A 25,438-nucleotide genomic window follows, 5' to 3' on the forward strand; every position below is an offset into this window, starting at 1 on the left:
CGGTGGCGAAAGAAAATACGCCGGTGAACGGTAATGTGCTGACCAATGACACGGATAAAGACGGCGACACGTTGACGGTGACGCAGTTTACTGTGGACGGTCAGACGGTGAACGCCGGTGAAACCGCGACCCTCAGCGGCGTGGGTACCCTGACCATCGGCAGTGACGGTAAATACACCTTCACGCCGGTGAACGGTTATACCGGCAAGGTCCCGTCTGCGACCTACACGGTAACGGACGGGCAGGCCACGTCCACCGCGACGCTGAGCTTCAGCACGATCAATACCCCGCCGGTGGCTACTGATGATATTGCCTACCCGGAGAAAAATACCCCGGTAAGTGGCAATGTGCTGACCAATGACACGGATAAGGACAGCGACTCCCTGACAGTGACGCAGTTTACTGTCGATAATCAGACGGTGAACGCTGGTGAAACCGCGATGATCAGCGGTGTGGGGACTCTGACCATCGGCAGTGACGGTAAGTACACCTTTACCCCGGTGACCGGCTATACCGGCCCGGTGCCGTCTGCCCGCTATACCATTACCGACGGCCAGGCGACGGCAACAGCGGTTCTGCACTTCACCAATATTACGACGGGGTCAAATACCTCGCCGGTGGCAGAAGATGATTATGCGGTGACGAAAGCGGATACGGCAGTCAGCGGGAATGTACTGGATAATGATTCGGATAAGGACGGTGATACTCTGACGGTGACCGGATTTACGGTAGCCGGCCAGACGGTGAAAGCCGGCGAAACTGCGACCATCAGTGGTGTGGGCACCCTGACCATCGGCAGTGACGGTAAGTACACCTTTACCCCGGTGACCGGCTATACCGGGCCGGTACCGTCCGCGAGCTATACTATTACTGACGGGCAGGCAGCATCCTCGGCGACGCTGCACTTCAGCGCGATCAATACGCCGCCGGTGGCGATAGCTGACCATGCAGTGACAAACGGCGATACGCCGGTCAGCGGTAATGTACTGAGCAATGATACGGATAAAGACGGCGATACTCTGACGGTAACGCAGTTCACCGTGGACGGTCAGACGGTGAAAGCCGGTGAAACCGCGACCATCAGCGGCGTGGGTAGCCTGAAAATCGGTAGTGATGGTGCCTATACGTTTACGCCGCTGGCGGGCTATACAGGAGCCGTCCCGACGGCGACTTATACCATCACCGATGGTCAGGCAACGGCATCTGCAACCCTGAGCTTCAGTACCACCAGGACTCCGCCAGTGGCTGCTGATGATGTTGCTCACCCTGAAAAAAATAGTCTAGTGACCGGCAATGTGCTGACGAATGACACGGATAAAAACGGTGACAGCCTGACAGTAACACAGTTCACTGTGAACAATCAGACCCTGACCGCCGGCGAGAGCGCGACCATCAGTGGTGTGGGCGTGCTCACGATCAATGCTGACGGTGCTTATACGTTTAGCCCGGAAATCGGGTATGCAGGGCCGGTACCGACCGCGACCTATACGATCACCAATGGACAAGGCACTGCCTCGGCCACGTTAAGCTTCACGGACATCATTGATAATGCGCCTGATGCTGTTGATGATCATGCGACAGTACAAAAAAATACCACTCTGAGCGGGAATGCGCTGGGTAATGATAGTGATAAAGATGGTGATGCGTTAACGATAACTGACTTTACAGTTAACCATCAGACGTTTAAGGCTGGTGAGACCGCGACGATCAGCGGCGTAGGTACGCTGACCTTCAATGCCGGTGGTCAATATGTCTTCACGCCAGTGAAAGGCTATGTGGGTCCGGTACCTGCAGCTACTTATACGGTCTCAGACGGTCAGTTAACTTCGCAGGCGACTGTCTATTTCAGTGACATTAAGAACACTGCGCCGATAGCGACGAATGACCACGCCACAACAGTTGAAAATACCCCGGTCAGTGGTAATGTACTCAGCAATGATACCGACCAGGATGGCGATAGCCTGACTGTGACGCAGTATACTGTCGCAGGACAGACGCTGACTGCGGGGCAGACTGCGACCCTCAGTGGTGTGGGCACCCTGACCATCGCCAGTAACGGTGATTACACGTTCACCCCGGTCACCGGTTATACCGGTCCGGTACCGTCCGCGAACTATACCATCACCGACGGTCAGGCAACGGCCTCGGCAACGCTGAGTTTCAGCGCGATCAACACCCCGCCGGTGGCGAATAATGATACTGCCGTAGCGAAAGAGAACACGGCGGTGAGCGGTAATGTGCTGAGTAACGATACGGATAAGGACGGCGATACCCTGACGGTAACGCAGTTTACCGTGGATGGTCAGACAGTAAAAGCCGGTGAAACTGCGACTCTCAGCGGTGTGGGCACTCTGACCATCGGCAGTGACGGTAAGTACACCTTTACCCCGGTGACCGGTTATACCGGTGCCGTGCCATCCGCGACCTATACCATTACCGACGGGCAGGCGACATCCTCGGCGACGCTGAGCTTCAGCGCTATCAATACCCCGCCGGTCGCGGAGAATGATACGGCGACCACTGCAAAAAATAGTACAACGACGGGGAATGTACTGACCAACGACAGTGATAAAGATCACGATACGTTAAGCGTCACAACATTTACGGTGAACAACCAGACGCTGAACGCCGGGGAAACCGCAACGATCAGCGGCGTAGGCACCCTGACGATTGGCAGTAACGGTGATTACAGCTTTACGCCGGTGACCGGCTACACCGGTGCAGTGCCGTCCGCCAACTATACGATCACCGACGGGCAGGCGACCGCGTCCGCGACCCTGAGTTTCAGCAATATCGTCAACACCCCGCCGGTGGCTCAGGATGATACTATCGCTGTGCAGGAGAATACGCCGGCGACGGGTAATGTGCTCAGCAATGATTCTGACAAAGATGGCGATACACTGACGGTGACTCAATTCACTATCGATGGTCAGACTCTGAAAGCCGGAGACACGGCGACACTGGACGGTATTGGGACCCTGACGATCGGCAGCGATGGTGCCTTTACCTTTACCCCGGAGAAGGGATATACCGGGGCGGTACCGTCTGCCACTTACACCGTGACCGATGGTCAGACAACGGCATCTGCACATCTGAATATTCAGGATATTACTGCAACACATACCAATACACCGCCTGTTGCCAATGACGATACTGCCGTGGCAAAAGAAAACACGGCGGTCAGCGGTAATGTGCTGACGAATGACACGGATAAGGATGGCGACACCCTGACCGTGACGCAGTTCACTGTGGACGGGCAGACGCTGACCGCGGGGCAGACCGCAACCATTAACGGTGTAGGGACACTGACTATCGGCAGTGATGGTACCTATACCTTTACCCCGGTCACCGGATACACCGGGGCGGTGCCGTCCGCCAACTATACGATCACCGACGGGCAGGCGACAGCGTCCGCGACCCTGAGCTTCAGTGCTATCAATACCCCGCCGGTGGCCAATAATGACACTGCAACCGCGAAAGAAAATACGGCGGTCAGTGGTAATGTGCTGACGAATGACACCGATAAAGATGGTGATACGCTAAGTGTGACGCAGTTCACTGTGGACGGGCAGACACTGACAGCAGGCGAGACCGCAACCCTCAGCGGTGTGGGTACCCTGACCATTGGCAGCGACGGTGCGTACACCTTTACGCCGGTCACCGGCTATACCGGTCCGGTGCCGTCAGCCACCTATACCATCACCGACGGCCAGGCGACAGCCTCGGCGGTATTAAGCTTTACGGCTATTAATACGCCCCCGGTGGCGGTTAATGATTATGCCACGGTAGATAAGGACTCACCGGTCAGCGGTAATGTGCTGAGCAATGATACGGATAAAGATGGTGATACGCTGAGTGTGACGCAGTTCTCTGTGGACGGGCAGACACTGAACGCGGGAGAGACCGCAACTCTCAGCGGGGTAGGTACCCTGACGATTGGCAGCGACGGTGCGTATACCTTTACGCCGGCGAGTGGTTACGTCGGAGCGATACCTGCCGCAACTTATACTATATCGGATGGCCAGGCAACGGCAGAAGCCTCGGTGATTTTTGACCATGCGCCGGTTATTGAAATGACTCAGTCCACAGAAGTGACCTATACTGCCGGGACTGATATCAGTGGCTTTAATTCATCGTCCTGGCAAAATAACTGGACAAGTGGCGGCTGGAAAGGTGTGTGGCCGAGCTATGACAGTACTCATCATCTGGTGAATCTCAGCGCGGATGGCGGATCATATACCGGTACCATGAATGCAGCGACGACATTTAATACCAATGATGTGCTGGATCTGACCGTTGGCTGGAATAACGGCTGGTCAGGCACGGATGATGGTAGTTCTGCCGTGCTTTCATTTTCTTATGGCACTCAGACCTTATTATCCATAACAACACCGGGCCAATCCACCACAGGGACGACCCCCGGTGCGGAGTATGCGGATGCTCAGAAATATGCCTATATCACGCTATCCAAGGGGATAGAGGTTTCGCTGGATGGCGGAAAAACCTGGCTGGATGGCTCGACGCCGATTCCGTTTGAAACCTGGCGTTTGTATCAGAAAGATCAAACGATCACTGACAGTGATCTTTCCCATATTCTGGTGAAAGGAATGCAGACCGGGGTGAGTGACCATCTGGTACTCAACTGGAATGCCCCCGGCAGCCCGGCGGATGACTTCCAGATTTCGGGGATCAGCGTTTCTCAGGTGACCGAAACGACTTCTGACAGTGATAGCCATACCCTGACTTATGATCCTTCCACGTCTTCAGGTACGGATAGCACTAGTTCACAACTGGCGGTATTGCCTAATATCAGTGTCAGCGACAGTGACGGAGATAACGATATTCAGTCCGCCACGATAACACTGTCCGGAAAAAGTGGTGATCAGCTGTGGATTAATGGGATGGATGCCTCTACTCACACGGCAGGCAAAGCCTCTTACTCGCTGACATCTGACGGCGAGGGTACGCTGACGCTGACGCTGAAGGCCGGAACCAGCGGTTCATTAAGCAGCAGTGACTGGAATTCGTTACTGGAGGGCCTGCGCTTTGGTACCACGGGGGATTCAGGCACCCGGCAATTAACGGTGACGGTCAACGATGGACAGTTAGACAGCAATACTGAATCCGTTGATATCAATGTGACGGGTTCTGCATCGTCGGGGGACCTGCCGGGATACAGCGCGGATACGCAGACGACCACGACGAGTTCTTTGCTGAGTACCTATTCTCTGGAAAACGTCAGTGACCTGGCGTCGGCGTCGGACACATCGTCTGCGTCTACGACAGAGACGTTACCGACATTGCAGTCTCTGTTAAGTACCAGTTCGACAACCACGTCATCAACGGGGTCGTCAGCATCTTCCACGACAGCGTCGTCGTCGTCGGCAACGGACAGCCTGCATACGACCAGTGAAACCTCGTCTGCATTGCTGGCTAAAGAAGACGAATTGTCCTCCAATAACAATACGGTTTAATTTTTAGCAGAAACCCTGGTGTCATCGCCGGGGTATGTTTACGACCCCTTTTCGCAGTTCAGAGACATTCAATAATGTCGTTTGATGTATGTAATTGAATACGCTCAAAATGAGTAAAAGTATGAATAGTAAATCAGAGCCAGAATATACGGACGAGCCTTCTGAAAAACATTTGTCGCAACAGGTTGGCGGATGGGTCGATGCGCTGGAGTATGTTTCGATTCATTTTCAGTTGAGTGTTTCTCCTGAAAACCTGAGAGTGAAGGCTCGCTGGATCACAGGCCAGTGTGATGAAAAAGAACTCAGGAAACTTGCGCAGCATAGCGGCTTAAAGATGAGGTTCATTGAGCCTGATCTTACCGTGATTAATAGCTGGCGCTTACCTGTCGCTCTGGAATTGACGGATGGACAGGTCGCGGTTATTACAGGCGTACAAGCAGACCAGATGACACTGATATTCAGTGGTGATCAGGGGACGGAAACGCTTGTTGCAATGAACACCTTACAGGCATCCGTCCGGCGAATGGCTGTCCTGCGGCCAATGGATATCCCTGCCGATGCACGGATCGACAGTTATCTGGAACCGGTAAAAAAACACTGGATCAGAGATATTGTTTTTTCGGATCGAAAATCCTACGGTTACATTTTCCTGGCATCGATTATTACCAACGTGATGGCGTTGGGAGGCGTACTCTTCTCAATGCAGGTCTACGATAGGGTGATCCCTGCGCAATCAGAGCCTACGCTGTATGTCTTATTTGGTGGGGTATTGTTATCGATAATTTTTGCGTGGGTCATGCGAAGCGCCAGGACAAGGATCACGGATCTATTAGGGAAGAAAGCGGATCTCAGGATCTCAGACCGGGTTTTTGACCATGCCCTTCGTATTCGAAGCAGTGCCCGTCCCCAGTCAACCGGCGCATTTATCTCCCAATTAAAAGAGCTTGAATCCGTCAGAGACATGATGACGTCGACAACCATTGCCGCGGTAGCCGACCTCCCGTTCTTTATACTCTTCTCTCTGGTGTTCTGGTCTATTGCCGGCTGGCTGGTGGTGGTTCCTTTATTAGCCTTTGTTGCGCTGCTGTTGCCTGGTATCTTATTGCAACCCAAACTTCGGGAACTGGTACGTGCCGGCATGAGAGAGTCTTCCTTGCGGAATGCCATGCTGGTAGAAACGGTACAAGGTATGGAAGATATTAAAATTCTTCAGGCTGAGCCGCGCTTTCTGAATAAATGGAATTATTACAATACGGTGAATGCCGATGCCGGGCTAAAACTCAGAGACTTACTCAGCAAATTAAATAACTGGATCCAGACAGTGCAGGGCAGTACGTTTGCCGTTGTGGTGTTCTTAGGTGCTCCCCATGTCATTGCCGGTCAGATGACGACCGGTGTGCTGGTGGCCGGCTCTATATTATCCAGCAGAATGTTAGCGCCGTTATCCGGAATTGCCCAGCTGCTGAATCGCTGGCAGCAGGCGAAAATGGCCGGTACTGCATTGGATAAACTGATGAAAATGCCGATAGATAACCCTGAAAATTCGACCAGGGTCAGCCGTCCTTCTCTGAGTGGCAACTACGAAATCCGGGACGCTATCTTTGGTTATCATCCTGAAAACCCGGTATTGAATGTCGCCAGGCTGGATATCAGACAGGGTGAGCGAATTGCCCTTCTGGGACGAAATGGTGCCGGGAAATCCACCTTACTGCAGGTCCTGGCAGGGTTAATTGAACCTTTTTCAGGAAAAGTGATTCTGGATGGGGTGACTTTGTCACATCTCGACCCGGCAGATGTCCGTCGTGATGTCAGCTTTCTGACCCAAAATGCCAGATTATTTTATGGCACGATCCGTGAAAACCTTTTACTAGGCTACCCTCAGGGAACCGATGCTGAACTTATTGCTGCGTTAAAAGCCGCCGGTGCGTGGGAGTTTATTTCCCATTTGCAGGATGGCTGGGATCATGTGGTGGCAGAAGGCGGCGGGGGATTATCCGGAGGTCAGAGGCAATCATTGTTATTGGCCCGTTTATTACTGCGTAACCCCTCAACGCTGTTACTGGATGAACCGACGGCCTCGCTGGATGAAATCGCTGAAAAGAGAGTCATGCAGCAGTTAAAAGCGATGTCCGGAAGTTGTACGTTGGTTATTGCCACTCATCGTCCGGCCGTATTGCAGATAGTGGATAGAATTCTTGTGATCGACAACGGAAAGATAGTGCTGGATGGACCGAGAGATGAAGTTCTTAGCCGGCTCAGTGGTACACCCACGCCTTCTGCAGGGGAGAGAAAATGAAATTCTTCCGCTTTCGCTCCGCAGCCGAAGAGACATCGGATGATGCTTTTTCCGAAGTCTCTGCGACGTCATCAGTCCGCATGGTGATCACTATTACGTTATTCCTGGTTCTGTTTTTTATATGGGCCTGGTTTTGTAAAGTCGATGAGGTCTCCAATGGACCGGGCCAGGTGATCCCGACGCTCAGGGATCAGAAAATTCAATCCCGCGATGGCGGTGTATTAACTGACCTGTATGTTCATGAAGGTGAAATCGTTGATAAGGGAAGTATTCTTGCGCAATTAGATCCTACACAAGGTGAGTCTTCCCTTGATGAATCGGCGGCCCGCTATCGGGCCGTATTGGCAGCAGGTGCTCGTTTGCGAGCCGAAGCCTCCGGGGCAGACCATCCGGTCTTCCCGGCAGAGTTGAATGATTATCCGCAATTGATTCAGTCCGAAACTGCGCTGTTTAATGCCAGACGAAAGAATCTGGCGGATACTCTCTCGTCACTGAATAGCTCGCTGAGTTATCTGACTAAACAAATCAATATTACACGTTCTTTATTAAGTAGCGGAGCCGCCAGCCAGGTGGATTTACTGAAAGAAGAACGTGACCGTGCTGATTTACAGCTCAGGATCTCCGATGCTCAGACCGGATATCAGGTAAAAACACAGGAAGAGCTCTCGAAAGCGGATGCTGAAATCAAAGCTCTTCAGCCGGTCGTGGCCGGGCGTCAGGCCAGTCTGAATAAACTGACACTACGAGCCCCGGTGCGAGGGATTATTAAATCCCTGGATGTCACTACGATCGGAGGCGTTATCCCACCGAATGGCACTTTGATGAGTATGGTTCCTCTCGATGACCAATTACTGGTGGAAGCCAGAATTTCCCCCAGAGATATTGCGTTTATTCGCCCGGGTCTGGAAGCGAAAGTTAAAGTCACGGCCTATGACTACTCCATTTATGGCGGGTTAAAAGGAAAAGTGGTGACAATTTCTCCGGACACCATCCGTGACGAAGTGAAGCCGGAAAATATCTATTATCGGGTGTTTGTACTCACGGACTCCGACTCTTTGGTGAATGCAAGAGGGAAACATTTCCCGATTGTTCCCGGTATGGTGACGTCAACGGATATTAAGACGGGCAGCAGAACCATATGGGACTACCTGACAAAACCGCTGAATAAAGTGAATGAAGCTCTGCACGAGCGCTAATCTGACGATACCAGGAAGATAATAATGAAAAACGTTATGCGATTACCCGCAGGAGCTCTGTGCTTCTCATTCGGACTACTGTTAAGCGGATGTGCAAATCTCTGGCATGATAACCCTGCAGATAACCGTTCTAACCCGGATCACTATAGTTATCATGATGTCAGTAAACGTCCCACCCGGCTGGATGAAAAGTTTGTTCGCCAGGGGACTCATCAGTCATTATCAGCAGTCAATGCTATCCGGCCTGAGATGACCCGGCAGCAAGTCACGGATTTATTAGGTGAACCTGTCTATCAGGACAATAACGGGACACAGTGGGAATATGATATTAACCTGCAGCTGCCGGACTCCGAAAACCGTATTATTTGCCAATACAAAGTGATCTTTGACAGCAGCACTCAGCGTGTGAAAACCGGTGTATGGCGACGTCAGCAATGTCAGGATCTCGCAAAAACGGTGACGGCATCGACAGAAACTGCACCGCAATTAAAAAAGACGTTTTTCACAAACACGCCTTAACTCCCCTCGTCAGCCGGAGCTAACATGGCTCCGGCGGCGACAGAGAAAACCAGTTTTTTGTCCCGGTTGATTTCTGTCACGAAAATTTCTCGTCTCTGACGTACAATATTCAGCATAATTCACTGTAGCTTATTGAGGTTAATATGTCGCAATCCGATGTTTTCCATCTGGGGCTGACGAAGGCCGATCTTCAGGGATCCACATTAGCGATTGTGCCCGGCGATCCTGAGCGCGTCAGAAAAATTGCTGAGCTGATGGACGAACCCCGTCAGCTGGCGTCCCACCGTGAATTCACCAGCTGGCTGGCCTTTATTGACGGTAAACCGGTGGTGGTCTGTTCCACGGGGATCGGCGGGCCTTCTACGTCTATTGCGGTAGAAGAACTGGCTCAGTTGGGGGTCCGCACCTTTCTTCGCGTCGGTACCACCGGCGCTATCCAGCCGGGGATTAACGTCGGTGATGTCCTGGTGACCACGGCCTCGGTACGACTGGATGGTGCCAGTCTCCACTTTGCCCCGCTGGAATATCCGGCAGTGGCGGATTTCGCGTGTACGACGGCCCTGGTCAATGCGGCCCGGGAGTCCGGTGCGACTACTCATATCGGGGTGACTGCGTCTTCCGATACTTTCTATCCGGGTCAGGAGCGTTACGACACTTACTCCGGCAGAGTCGTAAAGGCTTTCCGGGGTTCGATGGAGGAGTGGCAGTCGATGGGGGTGCTGAATTATGAAATGGAATCCGCCACTCTGCTGACGATGTGTGCCAGTCAGGGCCTGCGTGCCGGTATGGTCGCCGGGGTTATCGTCAACCGGACGCAGAAAGAGATCCCGGACAGCGCCACCATGAAACAGACAGAGAGCAAAGCCGTCAGCATTGTCGTCAGTGCCGCTAAAGCCTTACTCTGACCTTCCCTTCACAGGCTCTGCCGGAGAATGCTCCGGCAGACTGCCTGGCCGCACATCAGAAATATCTGGACATCTATACAGTGCCACTCTACCTTTTCTTTGTGGATCAGAAAAACGGGGACGCGGGTGGATACGCAGCTTATCATTTCAATAGCGTTGCTGGCCGGAGGCTTAGGTCTGGGCTGGCTAATCGCGGTATTACGAACAGGTCACCAGCTGGCCGCCAGTGACGCAGAACTACGTGTGCGGCAGGAAGCGATGGCTCAATTGTATCAGGACCTGGCAACAGAGCAGCAACGTCTGCAGGCAAAAGACCAGGAGCTACGGCAGGTCTATAGCACATTGAGTGCCCGGCAGGAGCAACTGAACCAGCTGGCTTACTGGCGGGAACAGAGTGAGCAACTGACCCTTGAAGTACGTCATCAGTCAGAAATTAATCGCGTACAGGAAGCTGAGCTTCGTGAAGCCACGACCCGGTTAGAAGACACCCGGCTGGCGGCAGAGGAAAAACAGCGGTTACTGCTCAACAGTGAACAGCGGCTGGCCGCACAGTTTGAAAACCTGGCAGGACGTATTTTCGAAAACAGTGGTCGCCGGTTTGATGAACAAAACCGCCAGAGCCTGCACGGATTACTGACCCCGTTGCGCGAACAACTTGATGGTTTTCGCCGTCAGATTAATGAGAGCTTCAGCCATGAAGCCCGTGAGCGGCATACGCTTACACATGAAATCCGTCAGTTACAAAAACTCAATAGCGAAATGGCGAAAGAAGCCGTTAACCTGACTCGTGCCCTGAAAGGGGATAACAAAATTCAGGGTAACTGGGGGGAAGTGGTCCTCGGTCGTGTACTGGAGGCCTCCGGGTTGCGGGAAGGACATGAATACGAAACCCAGGTCAGCATTCAGCGCAGTGACGGACGTTATCAGCCGGATGTGATTGTGCATCTCCCGCAGAAAAAAGATGTCGTGATCGATGCCAAAATGACGCTGGTGGCCTATGAGCGTTACTTCAACGCTGAGGATGATGCGGTGCGTGAGCAGGCCCTGCAGGAACATCTGACGACGGTACGGCAACATATCCGGTTGCTCAGCCGTAAGGACTATCAGCAATTGCCTGGAGTGCGTTCACTGGATTACGTGCTGATGTTTATTCCGGTCGAACCGGCCTTCCTGCTGGCGATTGACCGGCAGCCTGAACTTATCAGCGAAGCCCTGCAGCAAAATATTATGCTGGTGAGCCCGACCACATTGCTGGTGGCACTGCGCACGATCAGTAATCTCTGGCGTTATGAACACCAGAGCCAGAATGCCCAGCATATCGCTGAAAAAGCGGGGCGGTTGTACGATAAAATGCGATTATTCGTGGATGATATGCAAAGTCTGGGGACGCATCTTGATAAAGCCCGGGACAGTTATCAGCAATCGATGAAGAAGCTCTCGGAAGGGCGGGGGAATCTGGTGGCCCGGACGGAAGCGTTTCGACATCTGGGCGTAGAGATACGCCGGCCGATCAACCCGAAAGTGACCGAAAAGGCGCTGTCTTTCGAGGCCGGAGCACAGGAAACCGACGGTGATAGCGAAACCTCACTGGTCGGCCCGCAGAATACGTGGGACAATGAGGAAAATCCCCGGGGAGTTTCTGAATAGTGGCGCAGCAAGATGCCGGGCCTTCGGGACTCTGATACACTTCAGACAGTATTGATCACAGAACAGGTAATACCGATGGCAGATGAATCTCAGGAAACAACACATTTTGGTTTTCAGACCGTAGCTAAAAATGAAAAGGCTGAAAAAGTTGCTGACGTGTTCCATTCCGTGGCAGCAAAATATGACCTGATGAACGATTTGATGTCGATGGGCATCCATCGTATCTGGAAGCGTTTTACCATTGATTGCAGTGGTGTACGTCGCGGTCAGCGGGTGCTGGACCTGGCCGGGGGCACCGGTGATCTGACTGCAAAATTTTCCCGTCTGGTGGGTGAAACCGGCCAGGTCGTGCTGGCAGATATTAACAGCTCCATGCTGAAAATGGGCCGTGAGAAACTGCGTAATAAAGGCGTTTCCGGCAATGTCAGCTATGTGCAAGCGAATGCAGAAGCCCTGCCTTTCCCTGATAACTATTTCGACTGCATCACTATCTCTTTTGGCCTGCGTAATGTGACCGAAAAAGAGAAAGCACTGGCCTCCATGTTTCGTGTACTGAAGCCGGGCGGTCGCCTGCTGATCCTTGAATTTTCCAAACCGCTGCTGGAGCCATTAAGCAAAGCCTATGATGCTTATTCCTTCCACCTGTTACCGCGTATTGGTCAGATGGTTGCCGGCGATGCAGACAGCTATCGCTATCTTGCAGAATCCATTCGTATGCACCCGGATCAGGAGACGCTGAAAGGCATGATGAATGATGTCGGGTTCGAAAATACCTCTTATTACAATATGACCGGAGGTATCGTTGCCCTTCATCGCGGATATAAGTTCTGATGTCGATGGCAATGAACCCCATGCTGTTACTGGCGGCAAGCGCTGAAAGCGCACTGAACCGACTCCTTTACCAGGATCGGGGCATGAAAGCGGCACGTCAGCGCCTGAAAGGTAAGGTGCTGGCGCTGAAGTTCAGTGAATTGCCGAAGCCACTGGTGCTGGTATTCAGCGAACACCAGCTGGATGTGCTGACCGACTGGCAGGATGAAAGTGACTGTACGGTCTCTCTGGCGTTCTCAGTATTACCGGAGTTGCGGGATCGTCAGAACCTGACGGCCCTGATCAAGCAGGAACGGTTGGATGTGCAGGGCGATCTGCAGGTTATTCAGCAGTTTTCAGCCTTGCTCGATATGGCGGAACTGGATCCCGCGGAATACCTTGCTCCCTGGGTCGGCGATGTTGCCGCTCAGGGGATCAGCCGCGCAGGTCAGCGTGTTTTTGCTTTCCTGCGCAGAGAGATCACCGGCAAACAGCAGCAACTGGGGGAATTACTGACTCAGGAGTGGCAGGCTGCGCCGGGTGCCCTTGAAGTCGCCTGGTTTTGTGAAGAAACTCAGGCTCTGGACAAAAGGCTGGCCATACTGGAAGCACGGCTGGCTCAACGGGAGAAGAAATGACGGTTGGAGAGATTCGGCGACTCTATTTCATTATTCGTGTCTTTTTGTCCTATGGCCTGGATGAACTTATCCCGAAGACACGCCTGACACTACTGCTACGTTTCTGGCGCCGCTGTGTTTTCTGGATCCCGAATCGTCATTCTGATGAACTGCTGGGGGTTCGCTTACGCCTGGCGCTGGAACAGCTCGGACCGGTCTGGATTAAGCTCGGGCAGATGCTGTCGACCCGCCGGGATCTTTTTCCGCCGGAGATCGCGGATCAGCTGGCGGCCCTGCAGGATAAAGTCCCGCCTTTTGATGGTGCGCTGGCGAAAGCTCAAATCGAAAAATCGCTCGGCGGGCCGGTTGAGCAATGGTTCGATGATTTTGACATTAAGCCACTGGCATCTGCTTCTATCGCCCAGGTACATACGGCTAAACTGAAAGAAAATGGCCAGGACGTGGTGATTAAGGTGATCCGGCCGGATATTCTGCCGGTCATTAAAGCCGATATGCGTCTGATTTATCGTCTGGCACACTGGTTGCCGCGCTTACTCCCCGATGGCAGACGTTTGCGTCCGGTAGAAGTGGTCAGGGATTATGAAAAAACCCTGATTGATGAACTGAACCTGTTGCGTGAAGCGGCCAATGCGATTCAGCTGCGCCGTAATTTCGAAAACAATAACATGTTATATGTGCCGTTAATCTATTCAGACTATTGCAGCGAGACGATGCTGGTCATGGAGCGGATTTACGGGATCCCTATCTCGGATACTGACACCCTGCGGGCGCATGGCGTGAATATGCAATTGCTTGCAGAGCGCGGTGTTCAGGTCTTCTTTACCCAGGTATTCCGGGACAGTTTCTTTCATGCAGATATGCACCCGGGGAATATCTTTGTCAGCTATGAACATCCTGAGGACCCGCAATATATCGCTATCGATTGCGGTATTGTCGGGTCACTGAACAAAGACGACAAACGGTATCTGGCGGAAAACTTTATCGCCTTTTTCAATCGTGATTACCGCCGTGTGGCCGAACTGCACGTGGATTCCGGCTGGGTACCGCCGGACACGAATGTTGAAGAGTTTGAGTTTTCCATCCGTACGGTGTGTGAGCCTATTTTTGAAAAGCCGTTAGCCGAGATTTCTTTCGGGCATGTATTACTGAATCTGTTTAATACCGCGCGGCGTTTTAATATGGAAGTGCAGCCTCAGCTGGTATTGTTGCAGAAAACCCTGCTATACGTTGAAGGCATCGGTCGTCAGCTATACCCGCAACTGGACTTATGGAAAACCGCGAAGCCTTTCCTGGAAGAATGGATTAAGGATCAGATAGGCTTACCGGCCATCTGGCGGGCAGTGAAGTCGAAAGCACCCTCCTGGGCGGAGAAGCTGCCTGAACTCCCGGAACTTTTTTATGACGGAATGCGTCATCATAAATTACTGAAACACAGTGTCGATAAACTGGTTTCTGACATGAAAGAGCAACGTACACGTCATGGTCAGGCCAGATATCTGTTGGGTATGGGGACCGTCTTTCTGATCTGCGGTACCGCTCTGGCTATCGGTCGTCCGCAATGGGAGGTTACTTCAGGGTTTCTGATTGTTGCAGGTGTGTTAACATGGATTGTCGGCTGGCGAAAAACAAACTGATTGTCAGCTTCATTCTAAACGGGTTAATGTCGTAAGACTGAACTATTTTCATCAGATCCGCAGTCGCGGGTCACGGAATGCAGGAGTTAACATGGGCGGTATTAGTATCGGGCACTTACTCGTTGTTGCAGTGATTGTGGTGCTGTTGTTCGGAACCAATAAGTTACGTAATCTTGGCTCAGATTTAGGATCTTCCATCAAAGGCTTCAAAAAAGCGATGAAAGATGATGATAAAAAAGAACAGGATGCGGACTTCACTGCAAAATCCATTTCTGATAACCCGCAGACTTCTTCTCAGAAAGAGGAAGCCCGGAAACACAACGATCAGGTATAAACCGTGTTCGATATTGGCTTTAGTGAACTTTTACTGGTTTTCGTGATAGGTCTGATTGTTCTCGGACCTCAACGTCTGCCTGTGGCAGTGAAAACCGTTGTCGGCTGGATCCGCGCGATGCGTTCTCTGGCCGCAAATGTACAGAATGAACTGGCTCAGGAACTTAAGCTTCAGGAGTTGCAGGATAGCCTTAAAAAAGTCGAAGAAGCCGGAAAAGGAACGCTTTCACCTGAACTGAAGGAATCCATGGAAGAACTGCGCAAAACGGCAGATTCCATGAAGCGTACTTACCGCGAAGCGACGGATTTAGAGCATGCTGACAATGAGGCGAATGCCAAAGCGACGGCAGCAGCAGCCTCACCTGCGGTGACTCCGCAAGAGACAGTCTCTGAGACGGTACCTTTTGCGACCGAATTACAGAAGGGGCAGTCTGTCTCTTCTCCGGCAGCAGAAAGCTCATCGCCTGCGCAACAGCCTGATCCTGCTGTGGTCCATGCACCGGCGACGCCGGGTCAGGAAACGAAGTCATCCGGCAGTCTCCCTCCGGCCTCCGGGTCCGGTAAGAGCCCTGCCTCACCGGTAAGTGAAGAAAGATAACCATGGATGTACAAGATACCCAGCCGCTGATAAGCCATCTGATTGAGCTACGTAAACGCCTGATCTACTGTATTTCATCGATACTGGTGATATTTTTAGTTCTGGTCTATTTCTCTAACGATATCTATCAGTTAGTGGCCGAGCCACTCATCAAACAGATGCCGGTCGGTGCGAGTATGATAGCCACCGATGTTGCTTCACCGTTTTTCACGCCGATAAAACTGACGATCATTGTGTCAGTTTTTCTGGCCGTACCGGTTATTCTGTACCAGCTTTGGGCATTTGTAGCGCCTGCGCTATACCGGCATGAAAGAAAACTGATTATGCCATTGCTGTTTTCCAGCACCTTGTTGTTTTATATCGGTGTGGCTTTCGCTTACTTTATTGTATTCCCGCTGGCATTCGGCTTTTTTGCTAAAACGGTACCCCATGGCGTACAGATAGCGACTGACATCAGTAACTACCTGGATTTCGTTATGGCCCTGTTTCTGGCCTTTGGTGTCGCCTTTGAAGTGCCCGTCGCTATCGTCTTATTGTGCTGGACCGGCATTACTTCTCCGGACGATTTGCGTAAAAAGCGGCCCTATATGCTGGTCGGTGCATTCGTTGTCGGTATGCTTTTAACCCCGCCGGATGTTTTTTCCCAAACTTTGCTCGCTATTCCGATGTACTGCCTGTTTGAAGTCGGCGTATTCTTCTCACGTTACTATGTAGGGAAAGGACGTTGGGATAAGGATAACGATCAGGATACAGAATCCTGAGATCCCGAACTCAGGTTCCCGCGATGACGGGAAATGTTCACGAAAACCACCCGGCCAGGGTGGTTTAGCTTTTGGGAAATAACATGTTTGATATCGGGGTTAACCTCACCAGCACGCAATTTGCTAAAGACCGGAAACAGGTAGTCACCCGTGCACGGGAATCCGGCGTCACCGGAATGTTAATTACCGGCACCAACGCACTGGAGAGTCAGCAGGCGCTGTCTCTGGCCAGACAACACAGCGGTTATTGCTGGTCAACGGCTGGTGTTCATCCGCATCATGCCAGTGAATGGTCACAGGAAACCGCAGGCACACTACGCAGGCTGGCAAGCCAGTCGGAAGTGGTTGCTATCGGCGAATGCGGACTCGACTTCAATCGTAACCTTTCCGATCATAATCAGCAGGAATATGCTTTCGAAGCTCAACTGAGCTTAGCCGCAGAGCTACAGCTCCCGGTGTTTCTGCATTGCCGTGAAGCACATCAGCGTTTTATCGCGATCCTTCGTCCCTGGCTGGATAAACTGCCTGCCGCGGTGGTCCACTGTTTTACCGGTACCGAGCAGGAACTACGGGAATGTCTGGATGCCGGATTATCGGTCGGGATCACCGGCTGGGTCTGTGATGAACGTCGGGGCGTGGAACTAAGAGCGTTATTACCGTTGATTCCGGCATCGCGTTTACTGCTGGAAACGGATGCTCCGTATCTGCTGCCGAGAGACATGCGTCCCCGGCCGACATCCCGGCGTAACGAACCCTGTTTTCTGCCACATATTGTCAGTCAGGTCGCGGCATGGCGTAATGAGGATGCTACAGAACTGGCAAGCCAGGTGGACCGGAATGCCAGACAACTGTTTGGCCTTAACTGATCAGATTTTGCGGAACTGGCGATTATCGACACTGCGGCTCACCTGCTTATTCAGCAGGCTGAGCAGTAAGACAGAACGGGTCTCGCCTTCCGGCTCGGCAAAAATAGCCCGCAATCCTTCAAATGTCCCGGCGGTAATTTCTACCTCATCTCCCTGCTGAGGCAGGGAAGGGGTCAGGCTGCTGTGGAAATCCTGTTGCGCGAGACTGTCGATAACCTCTTGCGGTACCCTGGCAGGGAGGGCACCAAAGCGGACAAAATGGCTGACGCCACGGGTCGCACTGATGGTCGTGGTATGGATAACTTCCGGGGCAAACCGGACAAACAGGTAATTAGGGAAAAGTGGCTCACTCACCGTGGTGGCCTTTCCGCGGAGTGTCTTTTCCACGGCAATCATCGGGCTCAGACAGCAAACACCCTGACGTTCAAGATGTTCCTGTGCCCGTAATAACTGACCACGTTTACAAAAAAGTAGATACCAGGATTCCATAACTGCTCCCTATTAACAGCCGCAAAGGATAGCAAAACTCTTTCCTGTGTCATAGTTCACAGCCTCTGATTCCGTGCCCGGGAGACCCTGTTGCCGGACACGAATATTCCGCGTCCCGCCGGGGAGAATGCAGGGCACAATATCGTTGCTGACGCAGACGTAAAGTGCGTTTATCGCAACAGACAGTCTGCACCGCATAATAAATCCCGGCATCTTGAAACAATCCACCCTATAATGGCCAGATTAACTCCGGCAATAAAGTAAAAACCTCATGAAATATCAGGACTTAAGAGACTTCCTGCGACAACTTGAGCAGCGTGGTGAATTAAAACGTATTAGTTATCCTATTGATCCGTTTTTAGAAATGACGGAAATCGCTGACCGTACACTCCGGGCCGGAGGGCCGGCATTGTTGTTTGAAAACCCGAAAGGGTACGACATGCCTGTGCTCTGCAATCTGTTTGGTTCCTCAAAACGGGTGGCGTTGGGAATGGGTCAGGAAGAAGTCAGTGCACTGCGCGATGTCGGAGAGTTACTTGCTTTCCTGAAAGAACCGTCACCGCCGAAAGGCTTCCGCGACCTGTTCGAACAGATGCCCCGGTTCAAACAAGTGCTGAATATGCCGACGAAGCGCCTGCGTCACGCACCCTGCCAGGATGTGGTTTTGCAGGGAGAGGATGTCGATTTATCTGCCATTCCGGTCATGACATGCTGGCCGGAAGATGCGGCTCCCCTGATCACCTGGGGGCTGACGGTCACCCGTGGCCCTCATAAAGAGCGGCAGAATCTCGGAATTTACCGTATGCAGGTGATTGGTAAAAACCGGGTCATTATGCGCTGGCTTTCTCACCGTGGTGGTGCGCTGGATTTCCAGGAATGGTGTAAAGCACATCCCGGCGAACGGTTCCCTGTTTCTGTCGCGCTCGGTGCGGACCCGGCGACTATCCTGGGGGCAGTTACCCCGGTGCCTGACAGTCTTTCTGAGTATGCTTTTGCCGGCCTGCTACGTGGCACCAAAACCGAAGTGGTTAAATGCCTGTCTAATGATCTTGAAGTGCCCGCCACCGCAGAAATTATCCTGGAAGGCTACATTGAGCCCGGTGATATGGCCCCGGAAGGCCCGTACGGTGATCATACCGGTTATTATAATGAAGTGGATGACTTCCCGGTATTTACCATCACGCACATTACCCGTCGTCGTGATGCTATCTATCATTCAACCTATACCGGCCGTCCGCCCGATGAACCCGCAGCACTGGGTGTCGCGCTGAACGAAGTCCTGGTGCCGATATTAATTAAACAGTTTCCTGAAATTGTCGATTTTTATTTGCCACCGGAAGGGTGTTCTTACCGTCTGGCCGTCGTGACTATGAAGAAACAATATGCCGGACATGCAAAACGCGTTATGTTTGGTGTCTGGTCGTTCCTGCGCCAGTTTATGTACACCAAGTTCGTGATTGTTTGCGATGATGACGTAAATGCACGTGACTGGAATGATGTCATCTGGGCGATTACAACACGTATGGATCCCGCCAGGGATACCGTTATTGTTGAAAATACGCCGATCGATTATCTGGATTTTGCATCCCCGGTGTCCGGATTGGGTTCCAAAATGGGACTGGATGCAACGAATAAATGGCCAGGTGAAACAGACCGTGAATGGGGCCGTCCTATCGTTAAAGATCCCAAAATCACGGCGCGGATTGACGAAATCTGGGATGAGCTGGCTATCTTTGGCCCTCAGTCTTCCCGTTAACCGACGACCATTGTTTTTTATCCGATGACCCGACAGAGGGAACGAATGACAACATTAAGCTGTAAAGTGATTTCCGTAGAGAGCATTACCGACACGGTTTATCGGGTCCGGTTAGTACCGGAAACGGAGTTTAGCTTTCGTGCCGGCCAGTATCTGATGGTGGTGATGGACGAGAATGATAAACGTCCTTTTTCACTGGCATCGACCCCGATGGAAAAAGATATTATTGAACTGCATATCGGTGCGTCAGAGCTGAACCTGTATGCGATGGCCGTCATGGAGAAAATCCGTGACCAGCGAAGCATCGAGGTAGACATGCCTCACGGTAATGCAGCGCTGCGTGATGACAGCGATCGTCCGATGATCCTGATCGCAGGCGGTACCGGTTTTTCTTATGCGCGTTCCATCCTGCTGACAGCCTTATCAGAAAACCCGGATCGTGAAATTGCCATTTACTGGGGCGGGCGGGAGCCGCATCATCTGTATGACCTTGAAGAGCTGAATGCCCTGGCGGTTCGTCATCCGAACCTGACCGTCGTACCTGTGGTGGAGCAACCCGATGATGAGTGGCAGGGCAGAACCGGCACTGTACTGCCTGCCGTGATCCAGGATCACGCGACATTGAAACCCTACGATATTTATATTGCCGGTCGTTTTGAAATGGCCAAAGTTGCCAGAGAACGTTTTTGTGCTGAACGGGAAGCGGTCAGCAGCCAGATTTACGGCGATGCCTTTGCCTTTATCTGACGTTTAACGTGACACCAGGAGCATGATGTTTGCCATCATGCTCCTTCACGCCCTGGCTTCTGCGATATCCTGAACGCTACCTGCGCACTGACCCGGTTTATCCGTCCCCGAAAACTCTCTTTTATTAGCATCTCCTCCCTCAGCTTCAGCACTGTTCAGTATTGGCATCTTTTGGTCCTCTGAAGGGGGCATCGGTCAGACAAAGGTATACGCATTCCTGCGGCACTGAAAAGTGAAGATTCGGAAGGCGGTGATAAGGTGTTAACTTCACCGGAGGGCATGCTGCGGAGGCAGGGACGCCATCCCGGGGTGAGCTGTGGTAAAATGCGCCAAAATGCTGATATCAACGAGGGTAGAGATGGACTCACTGAACGAATTATATAAAAAACACCTGGCAACATTACAGCATCGTGCTCAGCAGGTACTTGCCGCGAATCACCTGGATGCGTTATTAATCCATTCCGGTGAGCTGCTGAGTGTCTTCCTTGATGACCATCACTATCCTTTTAAAACTAATGCACATTTTAAGGCCTGGGTGCCGGTCACTCAGACGCCAAACTGCTGGTTATGGGTCGATGGGGTGAACAAACCACGTCTATGGTTTTATTCTCCGGTCGATTACTGGCATAAAACCGATGCATTACCGGAAAGTTTCTGGACCGATGAGATAGACATCATTGCATTAAGGGACAGTCACGCTATTGCGCAGCAGTTACCGGCAGACAGGCAGAACGTGGCGTATATCGGACCGGTAGCAGAGCGTGCAGGGCAGTTAGGGATCCCGGAATCAAAGATCAATCCGCAGCCGGTACTGGACTACCTGCATTTTCACCGGAGCTTTAAAACCGATTATGAGCTCTGGTGCATGCGCGAAGCGCAGAAAATTGCTGTCGCCGGTCACCGTGCGGCGAAAGAGGCATTTTTCGCAGGACAGAGTGAATTTGAAATTAATGCCGCGTATCTGCTGGCGACAGGGCAGCGGGATACTGATGTGCCTTACGGCAATATTGTGGCATTGAACGAGAATGCGTCCATTCTGCATTACACCCGGCTGGAGAAAGAAGCACCGCAGCAGCCACGCAGCTTCCTGCTGGATGCCGGGGCAGAGTTTCACGGTTACGCCGCCGATCTTACCCGCACTTATGCATGGGATAAAAACTCGCTGTTTGCCGGGCTGGTCAGTGCAGTGGATCAGCATGAACAGGAATTGATTGGTACGCTGAAGGCCGGGGAAAGTTATGTCGGCTATCATGTGCAGATGAATCAGCGTATTGCCACAATACTCCGCGAGTTCGACATTGTGACCGGACTGAGCGAAGAGGCGATGGTCAGTGAGAATATTACTCAGGTCTTTATGCCGCATGGCGTCGGTCATCCATTAGGGCTGCAGGTACATGATGTGGCCGGCTTTATGCAGGATGATAAAGGCACGCATCAGGCACCGCCGGAACAGTACCCATGGCTGCGTTGTACCCGTACACTGAGCGCCGGTATGGTGCTGACCATTGAACCGGGGATCTACTTTATCGAATCGCTGTTATCCCCCTGGCGGGAAGGCCGCTATAGTAAACACTTCAACTGGGAGCGTATCGGCCAGTTGAAAGCCTGTGGCGGAATACGTATTGAAGATAACGTGATCATCACCGGCGAAGGGGTGGAGAATATGACCCGTGATCTGAATCTGGCCTGATGGACGCTTATGATATTCCGGCAGCGGATGTCTGCATCACGGAAGAAACCATAAAGAAAAGCCGCTTTATTACTTATCTGGCTCATACTGAAGGCAGTGAAGCCGCAAGATCCTTCGTACAGCAGATGAGGGATAAGCACCCCGATGCCCGGCACCATTGCTGGGCCTGGGTGGCAGGAGCACCTGATGACTCACAGCAGCTGGGTTTTTCTGATGACGGTGAGCCTTCCGGCACCGCGGGAAAACCCATGCTGGCCCAGCTGATGGGTAGCGGGGTCGGTGAGGTCACCTGTGTGGTGGTTCGCTATTATGGCGGCATCATGCTGGGAACCGGCGGGCTGGTAAAAGCCTATGGCGGCGGTGTCCGTCAGGGGTTACAGGCACTTTCCCGGCGCAGGAAAGTGCCGATGCAGCCTTTTACTCTGCGTTGTGATTACGGGCAACTGACAGAAATAGAACGCATGGTCGAGCGCTATCTCGGTAAGATAACGCACAGTGAGTATCAGGCTGATGTAGCATTACGCCTGGCGTTACCGCATGGCAGTATCAGTGAATTTGAACAACATCTCTCGGACTTCAGCCGCGGTGCGCTGACGCTTCAGCGGGCAGAATAACCACCTTTATTGAGTTAAGGACAGGCATAATGCATTTTCGTGCCATCACCCGTATTGTGGGTTTATTAATTATTATTTTCTCCGTCACTATGATTGTGCCGGGGCTGGTTGCGCTGATTTATCGGGATGGTGCAGGCAGAGCATTCAGTCAGACGTTTCTTCTGGCATTGGTGATAGGCTCTGTGCTCTGGTGGCCTAACCGCAAACAGAAAAGTGAATTAAAGCCCCGCGAAGGTTTCCTGATTGTGGTGCTGTTCTGGACCGTTCTGGGCAGTGTCGGGGCGATGCCGTTTATTTTTGCCGAGCAACCCCACCTTTCTGTCACCGATGCCTTCTTTGAATCGTTTTCCGGACTGACCACTACCGGTGCAACGACCCTGGTAGGTCTGGACTCGTTACCGAAAGCAATACTCTTTTATCGTCAGATGCTGCAATGGCTCGGGGGGATGGGGATCATTGTACTGGCGGTGGCTATCCTGCCCATCCTGGGCGTCGGTGGCATGCAGCTGTATCGTGCTGAAATGCCTGGTCCTCTGAAAGATCATAAGATGCGCCCGAGGATCGCGGAAACGGCGAAAACGCTCTGGCTTATCTATGTCTTGCTGACGATTGCTTGCGCTCTGGCTCTGTGGCTTGCCGGTATGCCGCTTTTTGATGCCATCGGTCACAGCTTCTCGACCATCGCCATTGGCGGCTTCTCGACCCATGATGCCAGTATCGGTTATTACCACAGCTCAACCATTAACAGCATTATTGCTATTTTCCTGCTGATCTCGGGCTGTAACTACGGGCTGCATTTCTCGTTACTGAGTGGCCGGAGCCTGAAAGGGTACTGGCGGGATCCTGAATTCCGGGTCTTTATCGGGGTACAGTTAACGCTGGTGGTCATTGCGACACTGATACTTTTATTGCATCACACTTACGGCAGCGTATTGCAGACGGTCAATCAGGCTTTCTTCCAGGTTGTCTCTATGGCAACGACCGCGGGCTTTACCACAGACAGTATTTCGCACTGGCCTTCCTTCCTGCCAATCCTGTTACTTTGCTCTGCGTTTATCGGGGGCTGTGCGGGGTCGACCGGGGGCGGGCTGAAAGTTATCCGCATTTTGTTACTCTGCAAACAGGGGTCGAGGGAGCTTAAACGTCTGGTACACCCGAATGCGGTGTATACCATCAAGCTCGGAGAACGTGCGCTCCCGGAACGAATTCTGGAAGCCGTCTGGGGATTCTTCTCGGCGTATGCCCTGGTCTTCCTGGTCAGTATGCTGGCTATCATCGCGACCGGCGTTGATAATTTTTCTGCTTTTGCGGCCGTGGCGGCAACACTGAATAACCTGGGGCCGGGACTGGGAGTGGTGGCCGATAATTTTGCTTCAATGAATGATACGGCGAAATGGATCCTTATCTCGACCATGCTATTTGGTCGCCTGGAAGTCTTTACACTATTAGTACTGTTCACCCCGACCTTTTGGCGGGAATGATTAAAGGATAAGAAATAATGAAGATGCTGATATTGTTTTCCAGCCGGGACGGACAGACGCGAAAAATTGCGGATTTTATTGCGAACGAAGCGGGTGAGGAAAAGGTCTGTGATGTGGTCAATATTGATTCCGCTTCCGGAAGTGACTGGCAGGCGTATGATCGGGTGCTGATCGCGGCATCCATCCGTTACGGACATTATGCGCCGGAAGTGAACCGCTTTATCGCCGACCACTTACCTTTATTACAGTCGCGGGCCAGTGGCTTTATTTCCGTGAACCTGACTGCCCGCAAAGCCGATAAGAACACGCCGGAGACCAATGTCTACACGCGGAAGTTCCTGGAGCAGTCACCCTGGACGCCGGATCGTTGTCTGGTGGCCGCGGGCGCACTGCGTTATCCGCGTTATGGCTGGTTAGATAAACAAATGATCCGCCTGATCATGAAGATGACCGGGGGTGAAACGGATACTTCAAAGGAATATGAGTACACGGACTGGCAGCAGGTGGCTGAGTTTGCCCGCGAATTCGTGCAAATAACCGACAAATCGCTCTATAAATAACGCTTTTGGCGGAAAAAGCGACACTCAGAAATTTATTTGAAATAAACCCTTGTCAGAAAAAATTATCTCCCTATAATGCGCTCCCACTGACACGGCAAAGCGCGATACGCAGCGGCGTGACAGGGACTGAAGCGATTCGGTCCGGGAGAAAAAATCACGAAATAGTGGTTGACTCCTGAGGTGAAAAGCGTAATATACGCCACCTCGCAACAACAACCTAAACGGTTGAGTTGCAACGCTCTTTAACAATTTATCAGACAATCTGTGTGGGCACTCGCAGGATTGATATCAACGTCTCCGGACGTAAAACATATCAAGTCTTAAGAGTGAACACATAATGAAATTCATTATGAGTGTTTTACACTTGAGCATCGCTGAACTTGTTTCAGCAAATCAAACTTAAATTGAAGAGTTTGATCATGGC

General features: G+C 52.1%; 20 protein-coding genes. 19 read left to right on the top strand and 1 reads right to left on the bottom strand.

Going from position 1 to position 25,438, the window contains the following annotated elements; translation table 11 throughout:
- From CG67_RS02660 to tatD, 13 genes are all read left to right on the top strand, one after another.
- Nucleotides 1–5,474: Ig-like domain-containing protein (locus tag CG67_RS02660; RefSeq protein ID WP_025901436.1), on the top strand; the 5,474-nt coding region annotated here is incomplete at its 5' end.
- A gap of 121 nt (nucleotides 5,475–5,595) precedes the next feature.
- Nucleotides 5,596–7,770, top strand: a complete 2,175-nt coding sequence (locus tag CG67_RS02665) for a type I secretion system permease/ATPase (protein ID WP_029990330.1) — start codon at nucleotides 5,596–5,598, stop codon at nucleotides 7,768–7,770.
- The gene (locus tag CG67_RS02670; RefSeq protein WP_025901438.1) at nucleotides 7,767–8,966 is read left to right on the top strand and encodes an HlyD family efflux transporter periplasmic adaptor subunit; all 1,200 of its coding nucleotides are present in this window, start codon (nucleotides 7,767–7,769) and stop codon (nucleotides 8,964–8,966) included. The genes CG67_RS02665 and CG67_RS02670 overlap by 4 nt, the downstream gene beginning before the upstream one ends.
- A gap of 24 nt (nucleotides 8,967–8,990) precedes the next feature.
- The gene (bamE, locus tag CG67_RS02675) at nucleotides 8,991–9,485 is read left to right on the top strand and encodes an outer membrane protein assembly factor BamE (protein WP_025901439.1); all 495 of its coding nucleotides are present in this window, start codon (nucleotides 8,991–8,993) and stop codon (nucleotides 9,483–9,485) included.
- A gap of 143 nt (nucleotides 9,486–9,628) precedes the next feature.
- Nucleotides 9,629–10,390 carry a uridine phosphorylase gene (udp, locus tag CG67_RS02680; RefSeq protein WP_025901440.1) on the top strand — a complete coding sequence of 254 codons (762 nt, stop codon included), beginning with the start codon at nucleotides 9,629–9,631 and terminating at the stop codon, nucleotides 10,388–10,390.
- 126 nt (nucleotides 10,391–10,516) lie between these two features.
- Nucleotides 10,517–12,037 carry a DNA recombination protein RmuC gene (gene rmuC / locus CG67_RS02685; RefSeq protein ID WP_025901441.1) on the top strand — a complete coding sequence of 507 codons (1,521 nt, stop codon included), beginning with the start codon at nucleotides 10,517–10,519 and terminating at the stop codon, nucleotides 12,035–12,037.
- 75 nt (nucleotides 12,038–12,112) lie between these two features.
- On the top strand, nucleotides 12,113–12,868 hold the full coding sequence (gene ubiE / locus CG67_RS02690; RefSeq protein ID WP_025901442.1) for a bifunctional demethylmenaquinone methyltransferase/2-methoxy-6-polyprenyl-1,4-benzoquinol methylase UbiE: 756 nt from the start codon (nucleotides 12,113–12,115) through the stop codon (nucleotides 12,866–12,868).
- Nucleotides 12,869–12,873: 5 nt separating this feature from the next.
- On the top strand, nucleotides 12,874–13,485 hold the full coding sequence (locus CG67_RS02695) for an SCP2 domain-containing protein (protein WP_029990327.1): 612 nt from the start codon (nucleotides 12,874–12,876) through the stop codon (nucleotides 13,483–13,485).
- Nucleotides 13,482–15,119, top strand: coding sequence for a ubiquinone biosynthesis regulatory protein kinase UbiB (gene ubiB, locus CG67_RS02700; RefSeq protein WP_025901444.1), 1,638 nt, complete (start codon nucleotides 13,482–13,484; stop codon nucleotides 15,117–15,119). Before CG67_RS02695 ends, ubiB begins: the two co-directional genes overlap by 4 nt.
- Nucleotides 15,120–15,210: 91 nt before the next feature.
- Nucleotides 15,211–15,453 carry a Sec-independent protein translocase subunit TatA gene (gene tatA / locus CG67_RS02705; RefSeq protein WP_025901445.1) on the top strand — a complete coding sequence of 81 codons (243 nt, stop codon included), beginning with the start codon at nucleotides 15,211–15,213 and terminating at the stop codon, nucleotides 15,451–15,453.
- 3 nt (nucleotides 15,454–15,456) lie between these two features.
- Complete coding sequence (gene tatB, locus CG67_RS02710) at nucleotides 15,457–16,050, top strand: Sec-independent protein translocase protein TatB (protein ID WP_025901446.1); 594 nt, start codon at nucleotides 15,457–15,459, stop codon at nucleotides 16,048–16,050.
- Between the two features lie 2 nt (nucleotides 16,051–16,052).
- Nucleotides 16,053–16,811, top strand: a complete 759-nt coding sequence (tatC, locus tag CG67_RS02715; RefSeq protein WP_025901447.1) for a Sec-independent protein translocase subunit TatC — start codon at nucleotides 16,053–16,055, stop codon at nucleotides 16,809–16,811.
- An 83-nt stretch (nucleotides 16,812–16,894) separates the two neighbouring features.
- Nucleotides 16,895–17,677 (top strand): 3'-5' ssDNA/RNA exonuclease TatD, encoded by a 783-nt coding sequence (gene tatD / locus CG67_RS02720; protein ID WP_025901448.1) that lies wholly within the window; start codon nucleotides 16,895–16,897, stop codon nucleotides 17,675–17,677.
- Here the strand turns inward: tatD and rfaH are convergent, their stop codons facing one another.
- Nucleotides 17,678–18,166: a transcription/translation regulatory transformer protein RfaH gene (rfaH, locus tag CG67_RS02725; protein ID WP_025901449.1), complete on the bottom strand. Its 489-nt coding sequence runs from the start codon at nucleotides 18,164–18,166 to the stop codon at nucleotides 17,678–17,680.
- 271 nt (nucleotides 18,167–18,437) lie between these two features.
- On the opposite strand from rfaH, the gene ubiD reads away from it, so the two are divergent.
- From ubiD to hemG, 6 genes are all read left to right on the top strand, one after another.
- Nucleotides 18,438–19,922, top strand: coding sequence for a 4-hydroxy-3-polyprenylbenzoate decarboxylase (gene ubiD / locus CG67_RS02730; RefSeq protein ID WP_025901450.1), 1,485 nt, complete (start codon nucleotides 18,438–18,440; stop codon nucleotides 19,920–19,922).
- 45 nt (nucleotides 19,923–19,967) lie between these two features.
- Nucleotides 19,968–20,669, top strand: coding sequence for an NAD(P)H-flavin reductase (gene fre / locus CG67_RS02735; protein ID WP_025901451.1), 702 nt, complete (start codon nucleotides 19,968–19,970; stop codon nucleotides 20,667–20,669).
- A 358-nt stretch (nucleotides 20,670–21,027) separates the two neighbouring features.
- On the top strand, nucleotides 21,028–22,359 hold the full coding sequence (gene pepQ, locus CG67_RS02740) for a Xaa-Pro dipeptidase (RefSeq protein WP_025901452.1): 1,332 nt from the start codon (nucleotides 21,028–21,030) through the stop codon (nucleotides 22,357–22,359).
- The gene (locus CG67_RS02745) at nucleotides 22,359–22,973 is read left to right on the top strand and encodes an IMPACT family protein (RefSeq protein WP_025901453.1); all 615 of its coding nucleotides are present in this window, start codon (nucleotides 22,359–22,361) and stop codon (nucleotides 22,971–22,973) included. The genes pepQ and CG67_RS02745 overlap by 1 nt, the downstream gene beginning before the upstream one ends.
- A gap of 29 nt (nucleotides 22,974–23,002) precedes the next feature.
- Nucleotides 23,003–24,454, top strand: a complete 1,452-nt coding sequence (gene trkH / locus CG67_RS02750; RefSeq protein WP_025901454.1) for a Trk system potassium transporter TrkH — start codon at nucleotides 23,003–23,005, stop codon at nucleotides 24,452–24,454.
- A 17-nt stretch (nucleotides 24,455–24,471) separates the two neighbouring features.
- Entirely contained in the window at nucleotides 24,472–25,014 is a 543-nt protein-coding gene (gene hemG / locus CG67_RS02755; RefSeq protein ID WP_025901455.1) for a menaquinone-dependent protoporphyrinogen IX dehydrogenase, read from the top strand.
- The last annotated feature ends 424 nt before the right edge of the window (nucleotides 25,015–25,438 follow it).

The sequence above is a fragment of the Tatumella sp. UCD-D_suzukii genome (genome assembly GCF_000611875.2).
Taxonomy (GTDB): domain Bacteria; phylum Pseudomonadota; class Gammaproteobacteria; order Enterobacterales; family Enterobacteriaceae; genus Tatumella; species Tatumella ptyseos.